The organism is Sphingobium sp. B10D7B (genome assembly GCF_025961955.1).
Classification (GTDB): Bacteria; Pseudomonadota; Alphaproteobacteria; order Sphingomonadales; family Sphingomonadaceae; genus Sphingobium.
Genome location: NZ_JAOQOQ010000001.1, coordinates 1,816,046 through 1,839,298, shown reverse-complemented (window position 1 = coordinate 1,839,298; position 23,253 = coordinate 1,816,046). Strand labels below are relative to the sequence as shown.

Annotated in this window: 23 protein-coding genes; 14 read left to right on the top strand and 9 right to left on the bottom strand. The window is 63.7% G+C overall.

The annotated features are described in order from the left end of the window. Positions 1-17: 17 nt before the first annotated feature. Complete coding sequence (locus tag M2331_RS08755) at positions 18-470, bottom strand: GatB/YqeY domain-containing protein (RefSeq protein ID WP_181561436.1); 453 nt, start codon at positions 468-470, stop codon at positions 18-20. A gap of 161 nt (positions 471-631) precedes the next feature. Between M2331_RS08755 and carA the strand changes: the two genes are divergently transcribed. From carA to M2331_RS08730, 5 genes are all read left to right on the top strand, one after another. Next, positions 632-1,789: a glutamine-hydrolyzing carbamoyl-phosphate synthase small subunit gene (gene carA / locus M2331_RS08750; protein ID WP_181559923.1), complete on the top strand. Its 1,158-nt coding sequence runs from the start codon at positions 632-634 to the stop codon at positions 1,787-1,789. Next, on the top strand, positions 1,786-2,055 hold the full coding sequence (locus tag M2331_RS08745; protein ID WP_181559922.1) for a hypothetical protein: 270 nt from the start codon (positions 1,786-1,788) through the stop codon (positions 2,053-2,055). The genes carA and M2331_RS08745 overlap by 4 nt, the downstream gene beginning before the upstream one ends. Then, entirely contained in the window at positions 2,055-5,393 is a 3,339-nt protein-coding gene (gene carB / locus M2331_RS08740; protein ID WP_181559921.1) for a carbamoyl-phosphate synthase large subunit, read from the top strand. The genes M2331_RS08745 and carB overlap by 1 nt, the downstream gene beginning before the upstream one ends. A gap of 93 nt (positions 5,394-5,486) precedes the next feature. Beyond that, positions 5,487-5,963: a transcription elongation factor GreA gene (gene greA / locus M2331_RS08735; RefSeq protein WP_181559920.1), complete on the top strand. Its 477-nt coding sequence runs from the start codon at positions 5,487-5,489 to the stop codon at positions 5,961-5,963. A 90-nt stretch (positions 5,964-6,053) separates the two neighbouring features. Then, a complete protein-coding gene (locus M2331_RS08730; protein WP_181559919.1) occupies positions 6,054-6,722 on the top strand; it encodes a rhomboid family intramembrane serine protease in 669 nt (222 codons plus the stop codon). Between the two features lie 45 nt (positions 6,723-6,767). Here M2331_RS08730 and M2331_RS08725 read toward each other — a convergent pair whose 3' ends face one another. The 5 genes from M2331_RS08725 to M2331_RS08705 form a co-directional block, all read right to left on the bottom strand. After that, a complete protein-coding gene (locus M2331_RS08725; RefSeq protein WP_181559918.1) occupies positions 6,768-7,004 on the bottom strand; it encodes a DUF4170 domain-containing protein in 237 nt (78 codons plus the stop codon). A 104-nt stretch (positions 7,005-7,108) separates the two neighbouring features. Then, entirely contained in the window at positions 7,109-7,555 is a 447-nt protein-coding gene (locus M2331_RS08720; RefSeq protein ID WP_181559917.1) for a DUF883 family protein, read from the bottom strand. 7 nt (positions 7,556-7,562) lie between these two features. After that, positions 7,563-7,904, bottom strand: a complete 342-nt coding sequence (locus M2331_RS08715; RefSeq protein ID WP_181559916.1) for a hypothetical protein — start codon at positions 7,902-7,904, stop codon at positions 7,563-7,565. After that, positions 7,901-8,290 carry a phage holin family protein gene (locus M2331_RS08710; RefSeq protein WP_181559915.1) on the bottom strand — a complete coding sequence of 130 codons (390 nt, stop codon included), beginning with the start codon at positions 8,288-8,290 and terminating at the stop codon, positions 7,901-7,903. The genes M2331_RS08715 and M2331_RS08710 overlap by 4 nt, the downstream gene beginning before the upstream one ends. A 28-nt stretch (positions 8,291-8,318) precedes the next feature. Then, positions 8,319-8,822: a hypothetical protein gene (locus tag M2331_RS08705; protein WP_181559914.1), complete on the bottom strand. Its 504-nt coding sequence runs from the start codon at positions 8,820-8,822 to the stop codon at positions 8,319-8,321. 197 nt (positions 8,823-9,019) lie between these two features. Here M2331_RS08705 and eno point away from each other — a divergent pair, with 197 nt between their 5' ends. The 4 genes from eno (at position 9,020) to M2331_RS08685 (ending at position 13,336) form a co-directional block, all read left to right on the top strand. Next, complete coding sequence (eno, locus tag M2331_RS08700; protein ID WP_181559913.1) at positions 9,020-10,294, top strand: phosphopyruvate hydratase; 1,275 nt, start codon at positions 9,020-9,022, stop codon at positions 10,292-10,294. Between the two features lie 143 nt (positions 10,295-10,437). Next, positions 10,438-10,749, top strand: coding sequence for an FtsB family cell division protein (locus M2331_RS08695; RefSeq protein ID WP_181559912.1), 312 nt, complete (start codon positions 10,438-10,440; stop codon positions 10,747-10,749). Between the two features lie 119 nt (positions 10,750-10,868). Continuing rightward, entirely contained in the window at positions 10,869-11,942 is a 1,074-nt protein-coding gene (gene pdhA, locus M2331_RS08690; RefSeq protein ID WP_181559911.1) for a pyruvate dehydrogenase (acetyl-transferring) E1 component subunit alpha, read from the top strand. Next, entirely contained in the window at positions 11,942-13,336 is a 1,395-nt protein-coding gene (locus tag M2331_RS08685) for a pyruvate dehydrogenase complex E1 component subunit beta (protein WP_181559910.1), read from the top strand. The genes pdhA and M2331_RS08685 overlap by 1 nt, the downstream gene beginning before the upstream one ends. 123 nt (positions 13,337-13,459) lie before the next feature. Here M2331_RS08685 and M2331_RS08680 read toward each other — a convergent pair whose 3' ends face one another. Beyond that, a complete protein-coding gene (locus M2331_RS08680) occupies positions 13,460-13,978 on the bottom strand; it encodes a nuclear transport factor 2 family protein (RefSeq protein ID WP_181559909.1) in 519 nt (172 codons plus the stop codon). Between the two features lie 179 nt (positions 13,979-14,157). Between M2331_RS08680 and M2331_RS08675 the strand changes: the two genes are divergently transcribed. The 5 genes from M2331_RS08675 to M2331_RS08655 all read left to right on the top strand — a co-directional run bounded on the left by M2331_RS08675 (position 14,158) and on the right by M2331_RS08655 (position 21,628). Next, positions 14,158-15,591: an MFS transporter gene (locus tag M2331_RS08675; RefSeq protein WP_264573039.1), complete on the top strand. Its 1,434-nt coding sequence runs from the start codon at positions 14,158-14,160 to the stop codon at positions 15,589-15,591. 94 nt (positions 15,592-15,685) lie between these two features. Next, on the top strand, positions 15,686-17,116 hold the full coding sequence (locus M2331_RS08670; protein WP_181559908.1) for an NAD-dependent succinate-semialdehyde dehydrogenase: 1,431 nt from the start codon (positions 15,686-15,688) through the stop codon (positions 17,114-17,116). A gap of 69 nt (positions 17,117-17,185) precedes the next feature. Then, positions 17,186-18,238: an amidohydrolase family protein gene (locus M2331_RS08665; protein ID WP_181559907.1), complete on the top strand. Its 1,053-nt coding sequence runs from the start codon at positions 17,186-17,188 to the stop codon at positions 18,236-18,238. Beyond that, complete coding sequence (locus M2331_RS08660; protein WP_264592340.1) at positions 18,235-19,848, top strand: MFS transporter; 1,614 nt, start codon at positions 18,235-18,237, stop codon at positions 19,846-19,848. The genes M2331_RS08665 and M2331_RS08660 overlap by 4 nt, the downstream gene beginning before the upstream one ends. 121 nt (positions 19,849-19,969) lie before the next feature. Next, entirely contained in the window at positions 19,970-21,628 is a 1,659-nt protein-coding gene (locus M2331_RS08655; protein WP_181559906.1) for a GMC family oxidoreductase, read from the top strand. A gap of 52 nt (positions 21,629-21,680) precedes the next feature. Here the strand turns inward: M2331_RS08655 and M2331_RS08650 are convergent, their stop codons facing one another. Both M2331_RS08650 and M2331_RS08645 read right to left on the bottom strand, forming a co-directional pair. After that, positions 21,681-22,679, bottom strand: coding sequence for an LLM class flavin-dependent oxidoreductase (locus M2331_RS08650; protein ID WP_181559905.1), 999 nt, complete (start codon positions 22,677-22,679; stop codon positions 21,681-21,683). Positions 22,680-22,740: 61 nt separating this feature from the next. Next, entirely contained in the window at positions 22,741-23,202 is a 462-nt protein-coding gene (locus M2331_RS08645; RefSeq protein WP_181559904.1) for a DUF3237 domain-containing protein, read from the bottom strand. Positions 23,203-23,253 lie beyond the last annotated feature (51 nt).

Here is a 23,253-nt window from a genome sequence, read left to right as displayed (position 1 = left end):
GGGGCCGATCCCCCCAATCACCCCAGCGCCGCCTTCACCAGACCGCTGGCCTTGCTCATGTCCAGCACAGTCCCGTGGCGGTCCTTGAGCACGGCCATCACCTTGCCCATGTCCTTCACGGACGACGCACCCACTTCGGCCTTGATGGCCTCGATCGCGGCGCGGGTTTCGTCCTCGCTCATCTGCTTGGGCAGGAAGCCTTCGATCACCTCAAGCTCGGCCTGCTCCTGCGCGGCGAGCTCGGCGCGGCCGCCCTGTTCGTACATGGTGATCGATTCGCGGCGCTGCTTGACCATCTTCTGCAGCACATCGACGACAATCACGTCGTCATCGGGCGTGATGGTGGCGGTGCGCAGTTCGATGTCGCGGTCCTTCAGCTTGGCCAGGATCAGGCGCACAGCGGCCAGCCGGGGCTTGTCGCCGGCCTTCATCGCTTCAATCTGGGCAGCCTTGATGCCGTCGCGAATCATCACGTAATCTCCGAGTCACCGTGCGGGAAAGGATCAGATATAGCGGCGATGCGGAATTTTTAATAGATTGACCGTGCATGTGTGAACCCATAGTGAGCCGGCCGTTTAGCCGGGCGCTTGGGGCGCCTGCCAGAAAGCAAAAAGCGAAGGATCAGACAGCCATGGCGAACGCCAAATACCCGACCGTGCCCAAAGGAGCGACGGGGGTATTGGTTCTAGCCGATGGCACCGTCGTCTTCGCGCGCGGATTCGGTGCCGAGAGAGACGCGGTTGGCGAGCTGTGCTTCCACACCGCGATGACCGGCTATCAGGAGATCATGACCGACCCGAGCTTTGCCGGGCAGATCATCACCTTCACCTTCCCGCATATCGGCAATGTCGGCACCAATGCCGATGACGTCGAGTGCCAGCAGCCCTGGGCGCTTGGGTGCATCGTGCGTGAGGATGTGACCGCGCCGTCCAACTTCCGCAACGTCCAGCCCTTTGATGCCTGGCTGAAGGTGAATGGCCGGATCGGTCTCGCCGGTGTTGATACGCGTGCCCTGACCCGCCTGATCCGCGAGAAGGGCGCGCCCAATGCGGTGATCGCCCATAATCCGCAGGGCCAGTTCGATCTCGCGGCGCTGCACGAGAAGGCGAAGACCTGGCCGGGCCTGGAGGGCATGGACCTCGCTATCGAGGTGACCGGCGCACAGCGGGAGTGGACCGGCGGCGCCTGGCGCCTTGGCTTTGGCTATGAGGCGATGGAAGCGGGCGAGCGGCCCCATGTCGTCGCCATGGATTTTGGCGCGAAAGACAATATCTTCCGCAACCTCGTTAAGGCCGGCGCGAAGGTCACGGTGCTGCCGGCCACGGCCTCCTACGATCAGATCAAGGCGCTCAACCCCGCTGGCGTGTTCCTCTCAAACGGCCCGGGCGATCCTGCGGCGACAGCGGACTATGCCGTGCCGGTGATCCGCAAGCTGCTCGACGAGAATGTCCCGATCTTCGGCATCTGCCTTGGTCATCAGCTGCTGGCGCTGGCCGCCGGTGCGAAGACCACCAAGATGCATCAGGGCCATCGCGGCGCCAATCACCCGGTCAAGCGGTTGGAAGACGGCGTGGTGGAAATCACCTCGATGAACCACGGCTTTGCGGTCGATACGGCCACGCTGCCGGCCAATGTCGTCGAGACCCATGTGAGCCTGTTCGACGGCTCCAACTGCGGCATCGCCTTCACGGACAAGCCGGCCTTCGCCGTGCAATATCATCCCGAAGCCTCGCCGGGTCCGCAGGACAGCTTCTACCTGTTCCAGCGGTTCGTGGAGGGGCTGGCGTGATTGCGCTCGCGCTCCTTGCGGCGGGCGCGGCAGGCGATCAGGGCCAGTTGCAGCGTCAGCTCGATCATATGGTCGCCACCTGCCGCGCCGACCAGGTCGTCCGGCTGGTGGCTCATGGCACGGATCGGGTGAGCTTTGACATGCTGCGACGCGAGGCCCTGCCATCGGTCAGCGAGACCAATGCCCTTCAATGCGCGCTCGACAAGGTGCGATCGCGCAAGGATCTTCAAATCGGTTCCACCGGGAACGAGGCTCGGAACAAATAATGCCAAAAAGAACAGACATCTCCTCGATCCTCATTGTCGGCGCTGGCCCGATCATCATCGGCCAGGCGTGCGAGTTCGATTATTCGGGCACGCAGGCCTGCAAGGCGCTGAAGGAAGAGGGCTACCGGATCATTCTGGTCAACTCCAATCCCGCGACGATCATGACCGATCCGGAAATGGCCGATGCAACCTATATCGAGCCGATCACGCCGGAGATCGTCGCCAAGATCATCGAGAAGGAGCGTCCTGACGCGATCCTGCCGACGATGGGCGGGCAGACCGCGCTCAACACGGCTCTGGCGCTGTTCAACGATGGCACGCTGGAGAAATACGGCGTGCAGATGATCGGCGCCGATGCCGAGGCGATCGACAAGGCCGAGGACCGGCTGAAATTCCGTGACGCGATGGACAAGATCGGCCTTGAAAGCGCCCGCTCGCGCATTGCGCACACCATGGACGAAGCCATGGCCGCGCTGGAGTTCACCGGCCTGCCGGCGATCATCCGCCCCAGCTTCACAATGGGCGGCACCGGCGGCGGCGTCGCGTATAACAAGGAAGAGTTCGTGCGCATCGTGACCACCGGTCTCGATGCGTCGCCGACCACCGAAGTGCTGATCGAGGAATCGCTGCTCGGCTGGAAGGAATATGAAATGGAAGTGGTTCGCGACCGCGCGGACAACTGCATCATCATCTGCTCGATCGAGAATGTTGATCCGATGGGCGTCCACACGGGCGACTCCATCACTGTCGCGCCGGCGCTGACGCTGACCGACAAGGAATATCAGATCATGCGCAACGCCAGCATTGCGGTGCTGCGCGAAATTGGTGTGGAAACAGGTGGTTCCAACGTACAGTTTGCAGTCAATCCCAAGGATGGGCGGCTGATCGTCATCGAGATGAACCCGCGCGTGTCGCGGTCCTCGGCGCTGGCATCCAAGGCCACTGGCTTCCCGATCGCCAAGGTCGCGGCCAAGCTGGCGGTCGGCTACACGCTGGACGAGATCACCAATGACATCACCGGCGTCACGCCGGCGAGCTTCGAGCCGACCATCGATTATGTCGTGACGAAGATCCCGCGCTTTGCCTTCGAGAAGTTCAAGGGCGCTGAGCCGCTGCTCGGAACCGCCATGAAGTCCGTGGGCGAAGTGATGGCAATTGGCCGCAATATTCATGAATCCATGCAGAAGGCCCTGCGCGGGCTCGAGACGGGTCTCGCCGGTTTCAATCAGGTCGATCATCTGGTCGGGGCGCCCAAGGAGCAGATCGTTGCGGCGCTGGGTCAGCCGACTCCGGACCGGCTGCTGATTGCGGCGCAGGCGCTGCGTGAAGGGCTGAGCGTGGATGAAATCCACGCCGTCGCCAAGTTCGACCCCTGGTTCCTGCAGCGCCTTGCCGAGATCGTCGAGGCCGAGAAGGGCGTGCTCGCCAATGGCCTGCCGCGCGATGCGGAGGCCATGCGCAAGCTCAAGTCCATGGGCTTCTCGGACAAGCGCCTTGCCTGGCTGGCGCTGCAGTCGGCCAACATTCCCGGCGGCATGGACAACGCGATCAAGCGCGGCTCGGGCCTCGTCCGCGATGCCGTTGTGGCGATGACTGGCGGCGTGACCGAGAAGGAAGTGCGCGCGCTGCGCCACAAGCTCGGCGTGCGTCCGGTTTTCAAGCGGATCGACACCTGCGCGGCCGAGTTCGAAGCTAAGACGCCTTATATGTACTCGACCTATGAGGCGCCGAGCTTCGGCGAGCCGGAGGACGAGAGCCAGCCGAGCGACCGGCGCAAGGTCGTGATCCTGGGCGGCGGACCCAACCGCATCGGCCAGGGCATCGAGTTCGATTACTGCTGCTGCCACGCCTGCTTCGCGCTGGAAGATGCGGGCTATGAGACGATCATGATCAACTGCAATCCGGAGACGGTGAGCACCGATTATGATACGTCCGACCGGCTATATTTCGAGCCGCTGACGGCGGAAGATGTGCTGGAGATCCTGCATGTCGAGAAGTCGAAGGGCGAGCTTGTTGGCGTGATCGTGCAGTTCGGCGGGCAGACCCCGCTCAAGCTGGCGCAGGCACTGGAAGAGGCCGGCATTCCCATCCTCGGCACCTCGCCGGATGCCATCGACCTTGCCGAAGATCGCGAGCGGTTCGCGGCGCTGATCGAGAAACTGGGCCTGCTACAGCCGGCCAATGGCATCGCCCGCAGCCGGGAAGAAGCCATCGCGGTGGCCAATCGCATCGGCTATCCGGTGCTGATGCGCCCGAGCTACGTGCTGGGTGGCCGGGCGATGGAGATCGTCGACGGCCAGGCTCAGCTCGAGGAATATATCGCCACGGCGGTGCAGGTCTCGGGCGACTCGCCGGTGCTGATCGACCAGTATCTGCGCGATGCCGTTGAGGTTGACGTCGATGCGCTGTGCGATGGTGAGGATGTCGTCGTCGCCGGCGTGCTCCAGCATATCGAGGAAGCCGGCGTCCACTCCGGTGATAGCGCTTGCTCGCTGCCGCCTTACAGCCTGCCCGATTATCTCATCGCCGAGATCGAGCGGCAGGCCGATGTGCTGGCCCGCGCGCTCTCCGTGCGGGGCCTCATGAACATCCAGTTCGCGGTCAAGGATGGGCTGGTCTACCTCATCGAGGTCAATCCGCGCGCGTCGCGCACGGTGCCGTTCGTGGCGAAGGCCATCGGCACGCCGATCGCCAAGATCGCCGCGCGGGTGATGGCCGGCGAGAAGCTCGCGAGCCTGCCGAAGATCGACCGCAATGCGATTCGCCATATTGCGGTCAAGGAAGCCGTGTTCCCGTTCAATCGCTTCCCCGGCGTCGATCCGGTCCTTTCCCCGGAGATGAAGTCGACCGGCGAGGTCATGGGCATCGACAGCGATTTCGCGACTGCTTTCGCCAAGGCGCAGATCGGCGCGGGCACGGTGCTGCCCAAGCAGGGGACGGTCTTCATCTCCGTTAAGGATAGCGACAAGAGCGTGATCCTGCCCGGGGCCCGCAAGATTGCCGATCTCGGTTTCAAGATCGTCGCAACGGGTGGAACGGCCGATTTCCTCGCAGAGAACGGCCTGCCGGTGGAGAAGGTGAACAAGGTCGCGCAGGGCCGTCCGCATATTGTGGACCGCATTGCAGATGGCGAAGTGGACCTGATCTTCAACACCACGGAAGGCTGGCAGTCGCTCAAGGACAGCAAGGCGATCCGCACGAGCGCGTTGCGCGGCAAGGTGCCGAGCTTCACGACCGCGGCGGCAAGTCTGGCCGCCGTGGACGCAATTGAGGCTTTGCGTGCGCGTCCTCTTGAAGTGAAGTCGCTGCAATCCTATTATCAGGCGTCGCACGACTGATCTTCCAGAACACAAGAAATCAGTTGCGGGCCGACCGGATCCCCGGCGGACTAGGGAGTTCGCGCATTGTTGCGCTGGAAATAGGGAGTCGAGATGGCGACCGTTGAGAAGATGCCGATGCTGCAAGTCGGTTATGACAAGCTGACCGACCAGCTCCGCGCGCTCAAGGCCGAGCGTCCCAAGATCGTGGATGCGATCGAGGAGGCACGCGCCCATGGCGATCTTTCGGAAAACGCCGAATATCATGCCGCAAAAGAGCGTCAGGGCCAGGTCGAGGCGACCATCGCCGATCTGGAAGACAAGCTCTCCCGCGCGCAGGTTATCGATCCCACGACGCTGTCTGGTGACAAGATCATCTTCGGCGCCACGGTCACCTTGCTGGACGAGGATGACAAGCCGGTGCGCTATCAGATCGTCGGCCAGGCCGAGGCTGACGCGAAGCTGGGCATGATCAGCTATAACAGCCCGCTTGGCCGCGCCCTCATCGGCCGTCAGGTCGGCGAGGATGTCGAGGTGACGGTGCCGTCCGGCGACAAGTTCTATCTGGTCAACAAGATCGAATTCATCTGATCCGCAGTCGCGCCATGATTATGTCTTTTCTGGTTGCCGCACCGGCAGCGTTCACGCTGTCGGTTCGCGCCGCAGCCGGCTGACATCGCGATGCAGCTTCCCAAAGGTCCGGCGACCAACATTCTGGCGGCGATCATCGTTATCGTCTTCCTGCCGTTGTATCTTGCCGGGGAGATGGGGCGAGCGGCGCTGATTGCCGGGTTCATTTCCGAGCGCGTCACGTTGCTCTCGTCGTCCGAAGCGCTGACCTTCAACGTGCCGTGGCTGCCGCTATGGATCACGCCGCTCACCGCTACGCTGCTGCATGGCGGGTGGATGCATCTGGCCTTCAATGTGCTGATGCTGATCTTCTGCGGCCGCTTCGTTGAAAATCTGCTCGGTCCAAGCCGGCTCGTGGTGATCTACGTCGTTGGCGCCTATGCCGCAGCGCTCGGGCAATGGCTTTCGAGTTTCTTTTATGCGCAAGGGGAGGGCTGGGTGCCGATGATCGGCGCAAGCGGCGCGATTTCCGCCGTGCTCGGAACCTATGCGTTCATCTACAGCCAGCGCGGCGTAAAGGCGATCGGGCCTGTCCCGGCCTATATCGTGCGCATGGTCTGGCTTGGCGCGGCGTGGACCATCCTGCAATTGCTAATCGCGCTGGCCGGCGGGTTCGACAGTTTCTTCGGCGGGATCGCTGTGGGCGCCCACATCGGCGGCTTCATCGCCGGCCTGCTGCTCGCGCGCCCCTTGCTGGCCCGACGGTTCCGGGCGTCCTGACGGGCGTGGCAGCGCTGGTCTAGCACCGCCACCCGAACCAGTCTGTCAGTGAGCGTGATCCTCGGCATCATCCGCGCTCGGATCGAGCAAGCGATGCAGATGGACGATCACATAGCGCATTTCGGCGTCGTCCACGGTCCGCTGCGCCGCGCCCCGCCACGCCGCTTCGGCACTGGCGTAGTTCGGGAAGATGCCGACGATGTCGATGGCGTTCAGATCTTCGAATTCGAGTTTCTGCGGGTCTTTGACGCGACCGCCCATTACGAGGTGCATGAGGCTCAAGAAAGTGCTCCGGATTTATGCCCGGCAAGAGGCGCCTGGGCGTTGTCGATTTGCTAGCAGCCTCGGCCGGTTCTGCCAAGAATGGCAACACTGGCCTTGCGATCCTAGGCGTCCGATTTCTTGTCCGAACGCGGCTTCTTGATGCGCTTGCCGATCAGGCGGGCGGCTTCGACCGCCGCCGTTTGAAGCGCGGCCTTTTCCGTCTTTGCAAGATTGGCGAACATGGTCTGCGCCGCTTGGCGCGCGCCGGAGTTTCGCACGGCCTGCTGCGCCGCCCGTCCGGCCTTGCCCGCAGCTGATCCGATGGCGAGCTTGGGCAGGAAAATGGCGATGACGGCCCCGGCTGCGGCCGCGGCGGCCACTGCCGCGATGGGATGTTCCTGAAACATCCGGTTGGTTTCATTGGCCGCGCGATAGGCCTTTTCCCGCGTGTCAGCGACCACGTCCTCGCCCCGCTCGCGCACCGTGGCAAGCGTGCTCCCGACCTTGTCCTTGACCTGATCAAGCGTAGAAGCCGTTGGGCGGCCTTTCTTCGTCTTCGGGGCGGTCATCGTCTGATCAACTGTCCTCTTTCTGGCTCCACAGAGCGCGATTCAACCAGACGAGCCAAGCACCACGCATCACGTAGAGCAAGATGAATCGCACAGGGCGCCAGAAGAGAAGACCGACCGCACCGGTCGCGCCCAGCGTCGTCAGGACGGGATGGCGACGCAGCGTCCCCCGCGCGGCCTGTTTGGCCTGCGAAACTTTCTGCTGAACCGCCTCGACGGCGTCGTCCTTCAGGTGCGCCGGGCCTAACCGTTCGCGAACCCCGTCCAATGCGGAGCGGAAGCGCTCTCTTGCGCCATCCGCGCGCTGGCGGGCCTCGGCCAGTTCGAGGGGGGAGGGCGCGCTGCTCATGGCCGGTCTGCCTTGCTGAGGGGGGAGAGGGCACGCTTGACCATCAGGCCGCAGAGTAGAGCGAGCAGCAGGAGGACTCCGGCTACGATCAGAGCCGCGCCAAGCCAACCGACAGATGGCGCGAGCGCGATCACCGCCGCCGCGACCAGCGCAACCAGCGCCAGGCTGACGAACAGAAAGGCGAGGACGCCGAAAAGCGCCGCGCGGCGGGCCGCAGCGGCGATCAATGCCGCTTTGAGCTTCGCCCACGTCAGTTCCGCCTCGGCGAGTTCGCGGCCCGATGCAATCAGCCGCGAAAAGCTCTCGCCAATGGTCTCCTTTTCAAGCGCGTCTTCAGGGTCCGGCGGGGTGCTCGCCGCAGTGTGCATGGTGTCAGGGTCACTCATCGATCAATGCCGGCCGGCCTTTCCAGCTTCAGCTGTCACTCGATGAGCCCCGCATCATGCGCATGAGCACAAAGCCAACCACAGCCGCCGCACCGATCGCCACCGCAGGGCTCTTGCGCACGAAGTTGCGCGCTTCCTCGGTGAGCTGGTCGATATCCTTGGCGTCCAGCGAGTCCGCCGCGCCGGCGACGGTTTCCGCAGCCTTGCGGGCATAATCGCCATACTGCGGGCCGAGCTTGGAATCGACGGTCTCGGCGGTCTCGGCGATCAGCTTCGAGAGGCCATGAAGGGCATCGCCTGTCGTGTTCTTAGCCGTCGTGGCGGCACCGCGTGCGGTGGCCTTAGCCTGCTCGGCAAATTCGCCGGCCTGCTCGCGCCAGTCGGTGCTCGATCCGGTCTCCGCGCCCCGCGCCTCTGCTGCCGTGGACAGCGCAGCCGACTTCGCGCTCGTCGCATCAGATGCAGCCTTGCGCGCCGACGTCGCCTTCGACGTGCTCTTGCGGGTCGTTCCAGTGCTATTGGTCTCGGCCATGGCGGGTTCCTCTTTTGATACAGAACAGGCTTGCCTGTTATAGCAAGGCTCGCCCTCTTTAACAGACCTGCGGCGGCAAATGTTCCCGCCATTGCACAGAAACAGCAAGATAAGCCGAGCCGCCCGCCATTGCCATGAGGGAGTGCGCTCGCTAATCCGCGCCGATAATTTGCCAGACGGAAGGGGAAGGCACAGCCATGACCGCAATTCTCGACATTCACGCCCGCCAGATCCTGGACAGCCGCGGCAACCCGACGGTGGAAGTCGACGTGTTGCTGGAAGACGGCAGCTTCGGCCGCGCCGCCGTTCCCTCGGGCGCATCCACCGGCGCTTATGAAGCGGTCGAGAAGCGCGATGGCGACAAGTCCGTCTATCTCGGCAAGGGCGTTCTCCAGGCCGTCGATGCGGTCAATGGCGAGATTGCCGAAGCGATCACCGGCATGGATGCCGAGGATCAGGGCGATGTCGACGCCGCAATGAGCGAGCTGGACGGCACGGAGAACAAGGCGCGGCTCGGCGCCAACGCCATTCTCGGCGTGAGCCTCGCGACAGCCAAGGCGGCTGCCGACGCGCGCGGCCTGCCGCTGTATCGCTATGTCGGCGGCGTCTCTGCCCATGTGCTGCCGGTGCCGATGATGAACATCATCAATGGCGGCGAACATGCCGACAACCCGATCGACTTCCAAGAGTTCATGATCATGCCGGTGGGCGCGGAGAGCATCGCCCACGCCGTGCAGATCGGCTCGGAAATCTTCCACACGCTCAAGAAGGGTCTGCACGACAAGGGTCTCGCGACCGGCGTGGGCGACGAGGGTGGGTTTGCGCCCAACATCGCTTCAACGGTCGAAGCGCTCGACTTCATCATGCAGAGCATCGAGAAGGCCGGGTACAAGCCGGGCGAGAATGTCGTGCTGGCGCTCGATTGCGCAGCGACCGAGTTTTTCAAGAATGGCAGCTATGTGATCTCCGGCGAGGGCAAGACGCTCTCCCCGGCCGAAATGGCCGACTATCTCGCGGACCTCGTCGCGCGCTATCCGATCAAGTCGATCGAGGACGGCATGAGCGAGGACGATTTCGAGGGCTGGAAGATCCTGACCGACAAGATCGGCGACAAGTGCCAGCTGGTGGGCGACGATCTTTTCGTCACCAACCCCAAGCGCCTCGCCATGGGCATCGAGAAGGGGCTGGCCAACTCCATGCTGGTCAAGGTCAACCAGATCGGCTCGCTGACCGAGACGCTGGCTGCCGTCGATATGGCGCACCGGGCGCGCTACACCAATGTGATGTCGCACCGCTCGGGCGAGACCGAGGACGCGACCATTGCCGATCTGGCGGTGGCGACCAACTGCGGTCAGATCAAGACGGGCTCGCTGGCGCGCTCCGACCGGCTCGCCAAGTACAACCAGCTCATCCGTATCGAGGAAGAGCTGGGCGACCGCGCTTATTATGCGGGAACGTCGATTTTCCGCTGAGGCGTTTTTAACGGTCCGGGTGGAGGCGAACGATCCGTTGTGCATCCCCCCGGGCCGACGGCTTGTCTACAAAGTTAATGCAATTTGTCGCATTCGTTCATTTTGGGCTTGCATTGCAACGGTCGGCGTGATTCCAAGGGCCCATGGCGCATCTGGCAAAATTGAGGTTTCTTCTTGGTTCGGCGTTCACGCCGGCCATTGCCATTTTCCTGCTCCTGCTCTTCATCGGCTATGCCATCATTGGCCCGAACGGCATTCTCGCCTGGTCCGATTACAGCCGGCAGCTCAAGCAGCGGCAGGCCGAGTTGTCGGCGCTGCACAAGCAGAAGGCCGCGCTGGAGAATCGGGTGAAGCTGCTCGATCCGCGCCATGCCGATCCGGATATGGTCGACGAGCTGGTCCGCAAGCAGCTCGGCGTCACGCACCCCGATGAAGTCGTCGTTCCGATGAAATGACTAAGGGTGCGGTCGACTAACCAGATTTCGCCACCCATTTAACCTATCTGGACATTGCGCTCCTGCCGGTGCCGTGCCTATAGCTGGCTGTAACAGCCACGCGAGAAGGACCTGAAACATTGGCGAAGCCAGCTTCCAGACGCGCGCAAAATGCCCCTGCATCCACTGCCACGGCGCCGTCTGCGGACCATAACCGGGAGCGCCCCGGTGAGCCCAATCCCTATGACGCGAGCCAGGAAGAGCTGCTCGAATTCTACCGTCAGATGCTGCTCATCCGCCGCTTCGAGGAGCGGGCGGGGCAGCTTTACGGTCTCGGCCTGATTGGCGGCTTCTGCCACCTCTATATCGGTCAGGAAGCGGTTGCGGTCGGCATCCAGTCGGCGCTGACGCCCGGCAAGGACAGCGTGATCACCGGTTATCGCGATCATGGCCACATGCTCGCTTACGGCATCGACCCCAAGATCATCATGGCCGAGCTGACGGGCCGCGAAGCCGGCATTTCGCGCGGCAAGGGCGGCTCGATGCATATGTTCAGCGTGGAGCATAAGTTCTTCGGCGGCCATGGCATCGTCGGCGCGCAGGTCAGCCTCGGCACCGGTCTGGCGTTCGGCCACAAATATAACGAGGATGGCGGCGTGTGCGTCGCGTACTTCGGCGACGGCGCGGCCAATCAGGGCCAAGTCTATGAGAGCTTCAACATGGCGGAGCTATGGAAGCTCCCGATCATCTACGTGATCGAGAACAACCAGTACGCCATGGGCACTTCCGTGGCGCGCTCCTCGGCCGAGGACCAGCTCTATCGTCGCGGCGAGAGCTTCCGCATTCCGGGCATCCAGGTCGATGGCATGGACGTGCTGGCCGTGCGCGGCGCCACCGAGGCGGCGCTGGAATATGTCCGGTCCGGCAAGGGGCCGATCCTGCTGGAAATGAAGACCTATCGCTATCGCGGTCACTCGATGTCCGATCCGGCGAAATATCGCTCGCGCGACGAAGTGCAGCACATGCGCGACACGTCCGATCCGATCGAGGGCCTCAAGAAGATTCTCGCCGATGCCGGCGTGAAGGAAGAGGATTTGAAGGCCATCGATACGAAGATCCGCAAGGATGTGAGCGAGGCGGCCGACTTCGCGGAAACCTCGCCCGAGCCTGACATGGCCGAACTTTATACCGATGTGCTGGTGGAGCAGTATTGATGGGTCTCGAGATCAAGATGCCGGCCCTCTCGCCGACGATGGAAGAGGGGACGCTGGCCAAGTGGCTCGTCAAGGAAGGCGATGAGGTCAAGGCCGGCGACATCATGGCCGAGATCGAGACCGACAAGGCGACGATGGAATTCGAGGCTGTCGATGAAGGCACCATCGAGAAGATCCTGATCGCCGAGGGCACCGACAATGTGAAGGTCGGCACCGTGATCGCGATGCTCTCCGGCGAAGGCGAAGAAGCGCCCGCACCGGCTGCGCAAGCCCCCAAGGCCGAAGCGCAGGCCGCGCCCAAGGCTGCGGACGAGGCCGAGGCCCCCAAGAAGGCCGAGAGCGGCACCGCCAATCTCTCCGGCAGCAAGGCGAGCGCGGTGACGGATCCGGCGATCCCCGAAGGCACGCAGATGGTCAAGACGACTGTCCGCGAAGCGCTGCGCGATGCCATGGCCGAGGAAATGCGGCGCGATCCGCGCGTATTCCTGATGGGCGAGGAAGTCGCCGAATATCAGGGCGCCTACAAGGTGACCCAAGGCCTGCTCGACGAGTTCGGCCCCAAGCGCGTGATCGACACGCCGATCACCGAGCATGGCTTTGCCGGCATCGGTGCCGGCGCTGCGATGGGCGGTCTCAAGCCAATTGTCGAGTTCATGACCTTCAACTTCGCCATGCAGGCGATGGACCAGATCATCAACTCGGCCGCCAAGACTAATTATATGTCCGGCGGTCAGATGCGGTGCCCGATCGTGTTCCGCGGCCCCAATGGGGCGGCGAGCCGGGTTGGCGCGCAGCACAGCCAGAATTACGGCCCTTGGTATGCAGCCGTGCCGGGCCTGATCGTCATCGCGCCTTATGACAGCTCGGATGCCAAGGGTCTGCTCAAGGCCGCGATCCGCAGCGAAGATCCGGTGGTGTTCCTTGAGAATGAGCTGGTCTACGGGCGCAGCTTCGAGGTGCCGCAGCTTGAGGATCATGTCCTGCCGATCGGCAAGGCACGCATCGTCCGCCCCGGTAAGGATGTGACGCTGGTGAGCTATTCCATCGGCGTCGGCGTGGCGTTCGAGGCAGCCGAAACGCTCGCCGCCGATGGCATCGATGCCGAGGTGATCGATCTGCGCACGCTACGCCCGCTCGATACCGCGACGGTGCTGGAAAGCCTCAAGAAGACCAACCGCCTCGTGGTGGTCGAGGAAGGTTGGCCGGTCTGCTCCATCGCGAGCGAAATTGCGGCAGTCTGCATGGAGCAGGGCTTCGACGATCTCGATGCGCCGGTGCTGCGCGTGACCAATGAGGATGTGCCGCTGCCTTATGCGGCCAATCTCGAAAAGGCGGCGCTGATCGATGCGGCGCGGGTCGTGAAGGCTGCCCGCAAGGTTTGCTATCGCGATTGAGATAGGGTGGGGCGCTCATATATGGGCGCCCCGCGACCTTTGATGGCGCGAGAGGTCTTGGCTGCCCTGGGCTCCTGCCTTCGCAGGAGCACAAGCCTTTGTCCCTCCATTCTCTGTCTTAACTCAGGGAAGGCGCGCGGCGCGTCCCGGATTTTCGGCACCGGCGCGACGGCCCGGCAATTGCTCGTTGAAGATCTTGCGGCTAACGAACTTCCAGGCGCCATCCACCTTGCGCATCCTGTCTTCATAATGGCCGTAGCTGCCGATATGCGGGGTGTGTCCCGTGCCGTTATTGGCTACCTCGAACCAGTAGATCACGCCCTTGGCCGTATCGCCATGCACATAGATGGCCTGATTGGTGATGAAGTGGCGCAGTGTGACAGGCTGGCCTGAGCCATCGTCGCCATAATATTGCTTGATGGCTTCCTTGTAGACGCCGATTTCCTTGTAGATTTCCTCCGGCCCGACGGCGGTGCCGCCTGCCCATTCCAGCACGCCTTCGGGCGCGAACAGGGCGGCGTAGCTTTCGGCATCGCCCCAATCGAGCGCCATGAGATACTCGGCTTCGAGCTGCATGATCGCGGCGCGATCGGCGGCATAATCCTCCTGCGCCGCTGTCGGGCGTCCGGTTTCGTTCGGCATAATGATGTCCTCTCCTCTGCCTGTGCCATGGCGCAGGCTCGGCAGAGGTTAGACGAGGGGCCTCGCCTGTGCAATTAAAGCTGGACAGAATCAATCTCAGCGGTTGAAACTGGCAGGATAACGAGCCGCAGGAAATGGAACCGGTGCGGCGCCAGGGCGAGCAGAGAGGAATTCACGACATGGCAATGGCACCTCAGGCGGCACACTCCGTGCCGGGCGACGATGCTGGGGCCGCGTCGCAGCAATGGCCCTCCAGCCCGCGGGCTTATTTCGCGCTGACTGTCATCATCATCGCCACCTTCCTGAGCTTTTTTGATGCCACCGTGTTCGGTATGCTGGCGGAGCGGATCAAGGTCGATTTCGGCCTGTCCGATACGCAGCTTGGCATATTGGGCGGTCCCGCGAGCATCATCTTCTACGTGTTCGTCGGCATTCCGCTGGCCCGGCTCGTGGATATCTATCCGCGCAAGATGATCCTCGCGATCAGCGCGGCGGTGACGGGCGGTGTCACCATGCTGAGCGGTCTGGCGCAGGGCTTCGGCCAGTTCATCGCGGCGCGGATGCTGTTGGGCGCGGGCGGATCGGCCCATGGCCCCGGCTCCTATTCTCTCATCGTCGACATGTTCCGGCCGAAGAAAATCCCGATTGCCTTCGCGCTGCTGCAGTTCGGCTTCATCGGCGGCACCACGCTTGGCGTGCTGTTCGGCGGGATGATGATCGGCGCGGTATCGCATTGGGATACCAGCTATGTGTGGGGCCTGCGCATCTTCAACTGGCAGTGGATCTTGATCGGCCTCGGCCTGCTGTCCTTCCCGGCGGCGCTGCTGTTCCTGCTGGTGAAGGAGCCTGCGCGCCGTGCCGCGGTCGCCGACCCGATCGCAGTGCCGCAGAAGGCCAGCTTCGGCCGCAAGATCGCCACGTTCATGGGCTTCGACGCCATTCGCGGCATTCAGGCGAAAGGCATGGTCTATTACCCGCTGTTCATCGCGCTGGCGCTCAGCGCGACGGAAAGCCAGGGCATCGGCTTCTGGCGCGTGCCTTTCCTCGTGCGGACCTATGGCATGGACGAGGCGCAGATCGGCGCGGTGCTCGCGCCCATGCTTCTGGTCGCGCAGCTCGCCGGCCTCGTGCTCGGCGGCCTGATGGTTTCGTGGTTCGGCCGCAAGTATAAGGATGCGAACGTTCGCACGGCGGCGATCTGCTTCACCGCGGTCACCATCTGCACGCTGGCCGCGCCGCTGATGCCGACCGGGCACCTCGCCATGGGCGCGATGGCCGTGGCGACGCTCTTCGGTCTCGCTGGCGCGCCGGCGCAGAATGCCGCCGTGCAGCGCGTCGCGCCGCAGGCCATGCGCGGACAGGTGACGGCGCTGTACCTGTTCATGTTCACCTTCTTCGGCGCGATGGGCAGCCTCGTGATCGGCGTCGTGGCGCAATATGTCGTGCGGGACGAAGCGCGGCTGTGGCAGGCGATCTTCATCACCGCGCTCGTACTGCTTCCGCTCGCCACGATCAGCATGTGGCGCGCGTGCAAGCCCTATCGCGAGGAAATCGAGCGCCTGGAGGCAGCAGAAGCTGCGGCTGTGAGCAAAGCAATGCCTGCGGGGAGTTGACGACTCATCATTGAGTTCTCACAGGGGATATTGCGCGACGCCGGGCTTTGGTCCGGCGTCACTCTGTTTCGCTGAGAGTCCCGAGAGGATGGCTATGACCAATTATCCTGCCCTGCACATGATCATCGATGGCGAGGCCGTGACCGGCGGTGATCGCCGAACGCAGACCATCGTCAATCCTGCGACGGGCGAGACCCTTGGCGAGCTGCCGCTGGCCACCACCGCGGATCTCGACCGCGCGTTGGAAACCGCGCAGCGTGGGTTCAATCGCTGGCGCAACTCGACGGCGCAGGAGCGCGCTGCCGTGCTCTCCGGCGCAGCGCGTCTGCTCATGGAGCGGCAGGAGACGCTGGCTCGCATCGCCACGATGGAGCAGGGCAAGACCCTGCCTGAATCCCGCATCGAAGTGATGATGGTCGCCGGCCTGTTCAATTTCTACGCGGGTGAGGTTTCGCGCCTCTATGGCCGCGCGCTGGTTCGCCCGGCCGGCATGCGCTCGACGGTGACTTATGAGCCGGTCGGCCCGGTTGCGGCCTTCTCGCCCTGGAACTTCCCGCTCGGCAATCCTGGCCGCAAGCTGGGCGCGCCGATTGCGGCGGGCTGCTCGGTGATCATGAAGTCTGCCGAAGAGACCCCGGCGTCCGCGCTCGGCGTGCTGCAGTGCCTGCTCGATGCCGGCCTGCCCAAGGACGTCGCGCAGGCCGTGTTCGGCGTGCCCGATGAGGTGTCGCGCCACCTGCTCGCCTCGCCGATCATCCGCAAGCTCAGCTTCACCGGCTCGACCGTGATCGGCAAGCATCTCGCCAAGCTGGCGGCCGAAGACCTGAAGCGCACCACCATGGAACTCGGTGGTCACGGCCCGGTGCTGGTGTTCGATGATGTCGACGTGGATCGCGTGCTGGATGTCATGGTCGGTCACAAATATCGCAACGCCGGCCAGGTCTGCGTCTCGCCGACCCGCTTCATCGTGCAGGAAAATGTCTACGAGCGGTTCCGTGACGGGTTCGCGAGCCGTGCCAAGGCGCTCAAGGTCGGCAACGGCCTTGAGGATGGCATCCAAATGGGCCCGATGGCCAATGAGCGTCGCCCGGACGCCATGGAGCGCCTCATCGGCGGTGCTGTCAGCAGCGGCGCCAAGCTCAACGCGGGTGGCGAGCGCATCGGCAATCAGGGCTTCTTCTATGCCCCGTCCGTGCTCAGCGAGATTCCGCTCGATGCCGAGATCATGAACGAGGAGCCGTTCGGCCCGGTCGCGCTCATCAATCCGTTCGGCAAGGTGGACGATATGATCGCGGAAGCCAATCGCCTGCCTTATGGCCTGGCCGCCTATAGCTGGACGGACGACGTCAAGCTGCAGCGCCGCGTGGCGCGGGAGGTCGAGACCGGCATGCTCGGCGTCAACAGCGTTGCCATCGGCGGTGCGGACTCGCCGTTCGGCGGCGTCAAGTGGTCGGGCCACGGCCATGAGGATGGCCCCGAGGGCCTCCACGCCTGCCTCGTGACCAAGGTCGTCCACGAAGGCTGATCCAGAATACAAGCCCCGGTGCCCGTGCAGGCGCCGGGGCTTTCTTTCCCCATTTCTCAGGAGAGTAACATGACTCACGCGCTCAACACCGGCGGCGATCGCGGCTATCTTCGCATCGCGACCGAAGAGGCTTTCGCGACGGCCGAACAGCTCGACGCCTTTCTGAAGCTGGTCAAAGAGGGCCGGGCCGACAAGGCGACCACGTCGCTCTGGGGTTTCTACGGCACCTCGCCTTCCGAGCGGACCCAGTTCATTCGCGATCGGCTGCTCGATCTTGACGATCTGCGCATCCAGGCGATGGACGAGACCGGAATCGACGTCGCCATTCTCTCTCTGACATCGCCCGGTGGACAGGCATTCGAGACCGATGAAGCCAAGACGCTGGTCCGCAATGCCAACGACGTTCTGAAGGCCGCTTGCGAACGCCACCCGTCGCGCTATGTCGGCATGGTCTCCATCGTCCCGCAGGACGTGCAGTGGTCCGTCGAGGAAATCGCACGCGGCAAGAACGAGCTGGGCTTCAAGGGCGTGATGGTCAACAGCCACACCAAGGGTCACTATCTCGATGAAGAGCAGTTCGACCCGATCTTGAAGGCCTGCGCCGACAATAATCTGCCGCTGTACATCCACCCGCAGTCACCGCCGGATGCGATGATCGCCGGCATGGTCGAGGCTGGCCTCGATGGCGCGATCTTCGGCTTCGGTGTCGAGACCGGCTACCATCTGCTGCGTATCCTGACGACGGGTGTGTTTGACCGCTATCCCAACCTGACCGTGTGCGTCGGCCATGGCGGCGAGGCGATCCCCTACTGGCTGTTCCGCATGAACTACATGCATCAGGCTGGCGTCCGCTCGAAGCGCTATGAGCGCCTCAAGCCGCTCAACCACGACCTGTTCCACTACATGCGCAACAATGTCTGCGTGACGACGAGCGGCATGGCCTGTCCGCTGGCGATCAAGCTGTGCATCGATCAGCTCGGTGAGGACCGGGTGATGTACGCGATGGATTATCCCTATGAATATGTCGCTGACGAGGTGCGCACGCACGACAATCTCGACATTTCTGCAGAAGCCAAGAAGAAGCTGATGCAGACCAATGCCGAGCGGGTCTTCGACCTGTGACGACCCCGCCGGTGTCGGGCCGGGTGACCGGCACCGCCTGGTATGCGCTGGCGTTGGTGGCTCTCACCAACGCCATGTCGCTGCTGGATCGCAACATCCTTGCCATTCTCGCGCCCCGCATCAAGGCGGACCTGCAGATTGGCGATGCCGAGCTGGGGCTGCTGTACGGAACGGTGTTCGCGCTGTTCTATGCGCTGTTCTCCCTGCCGCTCGGTCGCCTGTCGGACGGCTGGATTCGCACGCGCATCCTGGCCATCGCCATCGCCTTCTGGTCCTTTTCGAGCGGCCTCGCTGCCTTTGCGAGCGGCTTTGCGATGCTGGCGATTTCCCGGCTGGGCGTGGGTATCGGCGAGGGGGCAACGTCTCCCGCCGGCACATCCTTGCTGTTCGATTATTTCCCCAAGCATCGGCGTGGCCTGGTGATGGGCACTATCGCGGCGTCCATCGCGGTGGGCCTCGGCATGTCAAATGTCGTCGGCGGTGTCGCGGCCCAATGGTGGGAGACGCTGTATCCGGCGGGGCAAGCGCCGCTGCGGCTGGCAGGCTGGCAGTTCGCCTTTCTGGTTGCCTCCATTCCGGGCCTCGTCCTGGCCCTGCTGCTATGGCACCTCAAGGAACCTCAGCGCGGCGCGATGGACGGCATCGCGTCCCGGCCCGATCCGGCACCGTTCCGCTCGAGCCTCGCGCTGCTCGGTGCAGTGACGCCCGGCACCAATTTGCTGAGCCTCGCCGCCAGCAAGGCCAGTGCCCGCCACTGGACCGCCAATATCGGCGTCATGGTGCTCGTGGTCGGCCTGATGACGCTGTTCGTGCATCTGGCTTCGGCCTTCTCGCCGCGCCCTGCGCTCCGTTTCGGTGGTGTGCCGCTCAATCCCCACATCCTGCAATGGGGCGTGATGGGCTTTGGCATCATCGTGATCTTCAACCTGTTGCAACGGTTGGCGCTTGCCGATCCGCCGACCTATCAGGTGACGGTGCGCTCGCCCGCGCTGATGATCGCGATTGCGGTCGGCGCGCTGCAGACGGTGATCAATTACGGCATCATGGGCTTCACGCCCGCCTTCATCATGCAGACCTATGGCACATCACCCGCAGAAACAGGCGTCACCTTCGGCCTGCTCTCGCTGGTGATCGGTGTGATCGGCCCCATGATTTCGGGGCCTCTGGCTGACTGGTTCGACAAGTCCATGCCGGCGACCGGGCGCGTGTATCTCACCCTGTTCGCGCTCGGCGTCTCGCCGCTGATCGGGGTCTGGACCTATCATGCGCCGGATGCGTTCGGCTTCTACAGCCGCTTCGTGCTCTACAGCGTCATCCTCACCTGCTGGATGCCGCCGCTCTACTCGCTGATCTACGGACTTGTGCTGCCCCGCATGCGCGGCATCACCGCCAGTACCTATCTCATCATCTCCACCATTTTCGGGCTCGGCATGGGGCCTTATCTGGTCGGGATGATCTCGGATGCCACGGGTGATCTGCGCACCGCGATCCTCAGCGTCAACTGGATGGCGATTCCCATCATCATCCTGCTCGTCATTCTCCTCACCCGCATCCGCAAGGACGAGAGCCTCATTCTGGTCCGCGCCCGGGATGCAGGGGAGCCTGTCTGATGCTTTGACCTGCTCACCATCCTCTCATTGTTGACTTTGTTCGAAATGGCGCTTTGTGTCATAAGAACTGAGTCGAGCCGCGCGGGGGACGTGCGCGGTGCAATGAGAGGATGACAAGAGCATGACGGACGAGAGAACTGTCGATTACGTGATCGTCGGAGCGGGCAGCGCGGGATGCGTTCTCGCCAACCGGCTCTCGGCGGATCGGGGCACGGAAGTCGTCCTGCTCGAGGCTGGCGGCGATGATCGCCCGACGCGGGAATTGAGCCAGTTCCGCTCCAACATGATGATCCATATACCGATCGGTTTCGGCAAGACGCTGAACGATCCCAAGGTCAACTGGCTGTACGAGACCGAGGTCGATGAGGGCTCGGGCGGGCGCCCCCACAAATGGCCCAAGGGCAAGGTGCTCGGCGGCTCGTCGTCCCTCAACGGCATGCTCTATGTGCGCGGCCAGTCGGCCGACTATGATGGCTGGCGCCAGATGGGCAATGAGGGCTGGGCATGGGACGACGTGCTGCCCTATTTCAAGAAGAGCGAGGACCAGACCCGTGGCGCCATGGAAGGCCATGCGCAGGGCGGTGAGCTGGCTGTCTCCGACTTCCCCGAGCATCACCCGATCAGCAAGGCAGTCATCGATGCCTGTGTCGAGGCTGGCTATGCCTATAAGGATGATCTGAACGACGGCGATCAGGAAGGGACGAGCTGGTTCCAGATGACCGCGCGCAACGGCAAGCGTTGCTCGACGGCGGTGGGCTTCCTCCATCCGGTCATGGATCGGGTCAATCTCACGGTCGAACTGCGCGCCATGACGACCCGCATCCTCTTCGAGGGCAAGCGCGCGGTGGGGGTTGAGTTCGTCCAGCATGGTCGCCTGCGCCGCGTGAAGGTGCGCAAGGAAGTGATCCTCGCCGCCGGCGCGGTCGAGAGCCCCAAGCTGCTGGAAATCTCCGGCATCGGGCAGGGCGGGGTCGTCCGGGAGCTGGGCGTGAAGCTGGTGCACGAGCTGCCCGGCGTCGGCGAGAACCTGCAGGACCACTATATGATCGGCTGCCAGGCGCGGCTGAAGCCGGGCACGCCGTCCGTCAATTCCATGGCCAGCGGCCTGCCGCTGATCGGCCAGGTGCTCAAATATGGCATGACCCGTAAGGGCCTGCTTTCCTACGCGGTGGCGCATGGTTGCACCTTCCTGCGGTCGCGCGAAGGGCTGGAGACGCCGGACATCCAGATTCACACCATGGCGGCGTCCATGGATCTGGAAGTGCTGAACGCCAAGCAGCAGCTCGCGCTGGAGAAGGAGCCGGGCATGGCCTCCAACCCCTGCCAGCTTCGTCCGGAATCGCGCGGGCACATCCACGCTCGCTCGCCCGATGGCACGCAGGCCCCCAAGATCACGCCCAATTATCTGCAGGACCCGATCGACCAGCAGATGGCCGTCACGCAGCTCAAGATCATCCGCGAAATCTGGCAGCAGCCGGCAATCGCCAAATATCTGGCTGGCCCCGATCCGTTCGGTGAGACGGACGATCAGATGTTCTTCTATGCGCAGGTCGCCGGCGGCACGCTGTATCATGCGGTCGGCACGGCGCGCATGGGCAGCGATCCCAAGGCGGTGGTCGATGCGCGCCTGCGCGTTCACGGCGTTCAGGGCCTGCGCGTGGTCGATGCCTCGATCATGCCCAAGATCGTCTCCGGCAACACCAATGCCGCGACGATCATGATCGGCGAGAAGGGATCGGAAATGATCCTGGAAGACGCGAAGGAACTGGCACCGGCCTGAACGGGTCGGCGTGCGGCATCAATGCTGAACGGAAAACGAAGCCGCCTGCGCGTCAGGCGGCTTCGGTCATTTCATGGAAGGCTTGCGCGATCAGCGCGAGCGACTTGGTGCGGGCCTGCGGATCGAAGGCGGGGCTGTGGACGATCACCTCATCCACCTGTGTCCGCTGAACGAACTGGCGCAGGCCGCGCGCGACATCATCGGCGGTGCCAAAGGCGCTGCATTGCATGACATGCCCCAGCATTGCGCTGAGCGACGGATCGAGGCTCGCGACATAATTCTCCAACGGCGGAGGTAGCTTGCCGGGGCGGCCGGTGCGCAGCGCCACGAAGTTCTGCATCATGGAGCTGGCGACATATTCCGCCTCCGCCACCGTGTCCGCAGCGACGACGCTCATCGCCGCCGCCGCATAGGGTTCGCGCAGAGAGGCGGACGGGCGGAAATCGCGGCGATAGATGGTCAGCGCTTCATCCAGCAGATCGGGCGCGAAATGTGAGGCGAAGGCGTAGGGCATCCCGAGTGCCGCCGCGAGCTGCGCGCCGAACAGGCTGGAGCCCAGAATCCACATGTCGATCTGCGCACCGCGCCCGGGCACGGCCAGCAGGCCGAGGTCCGGCTCACCGGTAAAGTGGGCGCGCAGTTCCACCACGCTGCGGGGAAACTCCTCGGCCTCCTGCCGGGTGTCATGGCGGATGGCGCGGGCCAGTCGCCCGTCGGCGCCTGGCGCACGCCCGAGGCCGAGATCGACACGGCCGGGGAAGAGCGCGTCCAGCGTGCCGAACTGCTCGGCGATGATATAGGGCGAGTGATTGGGCAGCATGATGCCGCCCGAGCCGACGCGGATGGTCTTGGTCGCTCGCCCGGCCTCGGCGATGATGAGCGCGGTGGCCGCTGCTGCCACGCCGGCCATGCCGTGATGTTCGGCGATCCAGTAGCGATGATAGCCGAGCGCTTCGGCATGGGCGGCGAGCGGGCCGACGCGCTTGATCGCATCGCCGGCGCTCTCGCCTTCGACAACGTTGACGAGGTCGAGGAAGCTGAGTTTGGTCATCGATCCAAGATGGGATCGGCACCCCCGCTACGCAACCGGTGGCGGGCGGGGCGCTTGGGGATCAGGTGACGCGCCAGACCCACAATTTGATGCCCGCCTTGTAGCGCGCGCCCGAGCAGACGAAGATGCTGCGGTTCATCCAGTCATATTTGCCTTCCGGCGCGATGAATTCCGGCACGGTGCGGAAATAATAATCCGCCGGATCGACCTCATCGCCTGCCGCCAGTCGCGCCATCACATCGGGCGGGCCATGGCGCAGGCCACGATTGCGGATCTGGATGACGACGCCGTCATCGGTCTGCAGCGCGTAAAGGGCGTCGGCGACGGTGACGCCGTCCGGCCGGGTGAGCTGGAAGTCGGCGGCATTGCCGAGCAGCTTGCCCTTGATCAGCGGCCCTTCGACACGGCCGCCCTCGAAGATGGGGATGATGCGGCGGGTGCCATCGACGGTGTTGCCGAGCGGCACCGGCGCGCCGAGATCGCCGCCGGCTTCATAGACGAATTCCAGGCCGGGCTGAATCATGAACGTGCTTCCTTGAGACTTGAAGTGTGAGGCGGCAGCCCCGGCGCGCAC

Excerpts from the sequence above, each read along its gene's own strand:
- M2331_RS08670 (WP_181559908.1), top strand. The coding sequence starts at position 15,686 with ATGACCAATTATCCTGCCCTGCACATGATCATCGATGGCGAGGCCGTG.
- M2331_RS08655 (WP_181559906.1), top strand. The coding sequence starts at position 19,970 with ATGACGGACGAGAGAACTGTCGATTACGTGATCGTCGGAGCGGGCAGC.
- M2331_RS08665 (WP_181559907.1), top strand. The coding sequence starts at position 17,186 with ATGACTCACGCGCTCAACACCGGCGGCGATCGCGGCTATCTTCGCATC.
- M2331_RS08730 (WP_181559919.1), top strand. The coding sequence starts at position 6,054 with ATGCAGCTTCCCAAAGGTCCGGCGACCAACATTCTGGCGGCGATCATC.
- carA (WP_181559923.1), top strand. The coding sequence starts at position 632 with ATGGCGAACGCCAAATACCCGACCGTGCCCAAAGGAGCGACGGGGGTA.
- M2331_RS08645 (WP_181559904.1), bottom strand. The coding sequence starts at position 23,202 with ATGATTCAGCCCGGCCTGGAATTCGTCTATGAAGCCGGCGGCGATCTC.
- carB (WP_181559921.1), top strand. The coding sequence starts at position 2,055 with ATGCCAAAAAGAACAGACATCTCCTCGATCCTCATTGTCGGCGCTGGC.
- M2331_RS08650 (WP_181559905.1), bottom strand. The coding sequence starts at position 22,679 with ATGACCAAACTCAGCTTCCTCGACCTCGTCAACGTTGTCGAAGGCGAG.
- M2331_RS08675 (WP_264573039.1), top strand. The coding sequence starts at position 14,158 with ATGGCAATGGCACCTCAGGCGGCACACTCCGTGCCGGGCGACGATGCT.
- M2331_RS08715 (WP_181559916.1), bottom strand. The coding sequence starts at position 7,904 with ATGAGCAGCGCGCCCTCCCCCCTCGAACTGGCCGAGGCCCGCCAGCGC.
- M2331_RS08710 (WP_181559915.1), bottom strand. The coding sequence starts at position 8,290 with ATGAGTGACCCTGACACCATGCACACTGCGGCGAGCACCCCGCCGGAC.
- M2331_RS08720 (WP_181559917.1), bottom strand. The coding sequence starts at position 7,555 with ATGACCGCCCCGAAGACGAAGAAAGGCCGCCCAACGGCTTCTACGCTT.
- M2331_RS08680 (WP_181559909.1), bottom strand. The coding sequence starts at position 13,978 with ATGCCGAACGAAACCGGACGCCCGACAGCGGCGCAGGAGGATTATGCC.
- eno (WP_181559913.1), top strand. The coding sequence starts at position 9,020 with ATGACCGCAATTCTCGACATTCACGCCCGCCAGATCCTGGACAGCCGC.
- greA (WP_181559920.1), top strand. The coding sequence starts at position 5,487 with ATGGCGACCGTTGAGAAGATGCCGATGCTGCAAGTCGGTTATGACAAG.
- M2331_RS08695 (WP_181559912.1), top strand. The coding sequence starts at position 10,438 with ATGGCGCATCTGGCAAAATTGAGGTTTCTTCTTGGTTCGGCGTTCACG.
- M2331_RS08755 (WP_181561436.1), bottom strand. The coding sequence starts at position 470 with ATGATTCGCGACGGCATCAAGGCTGCCCAGATTGAAGCGATGAAGGCC.
- M2331_RS08685 (WP_181559910.1), top strand. The coding sequence starts at position 11,942 with ATGGGTCTCGAGATCAAGATGCCGGCCCTCTCGCCGACGATGGAAGAG.
- M2331_RS08705 (WP_181559914.1), bottom strand. The coding sequence starts at position 8,822 with ATGGCCGAGACCAATAGCACTGGAACGACCCGCAAGAGCACGTCGAAG.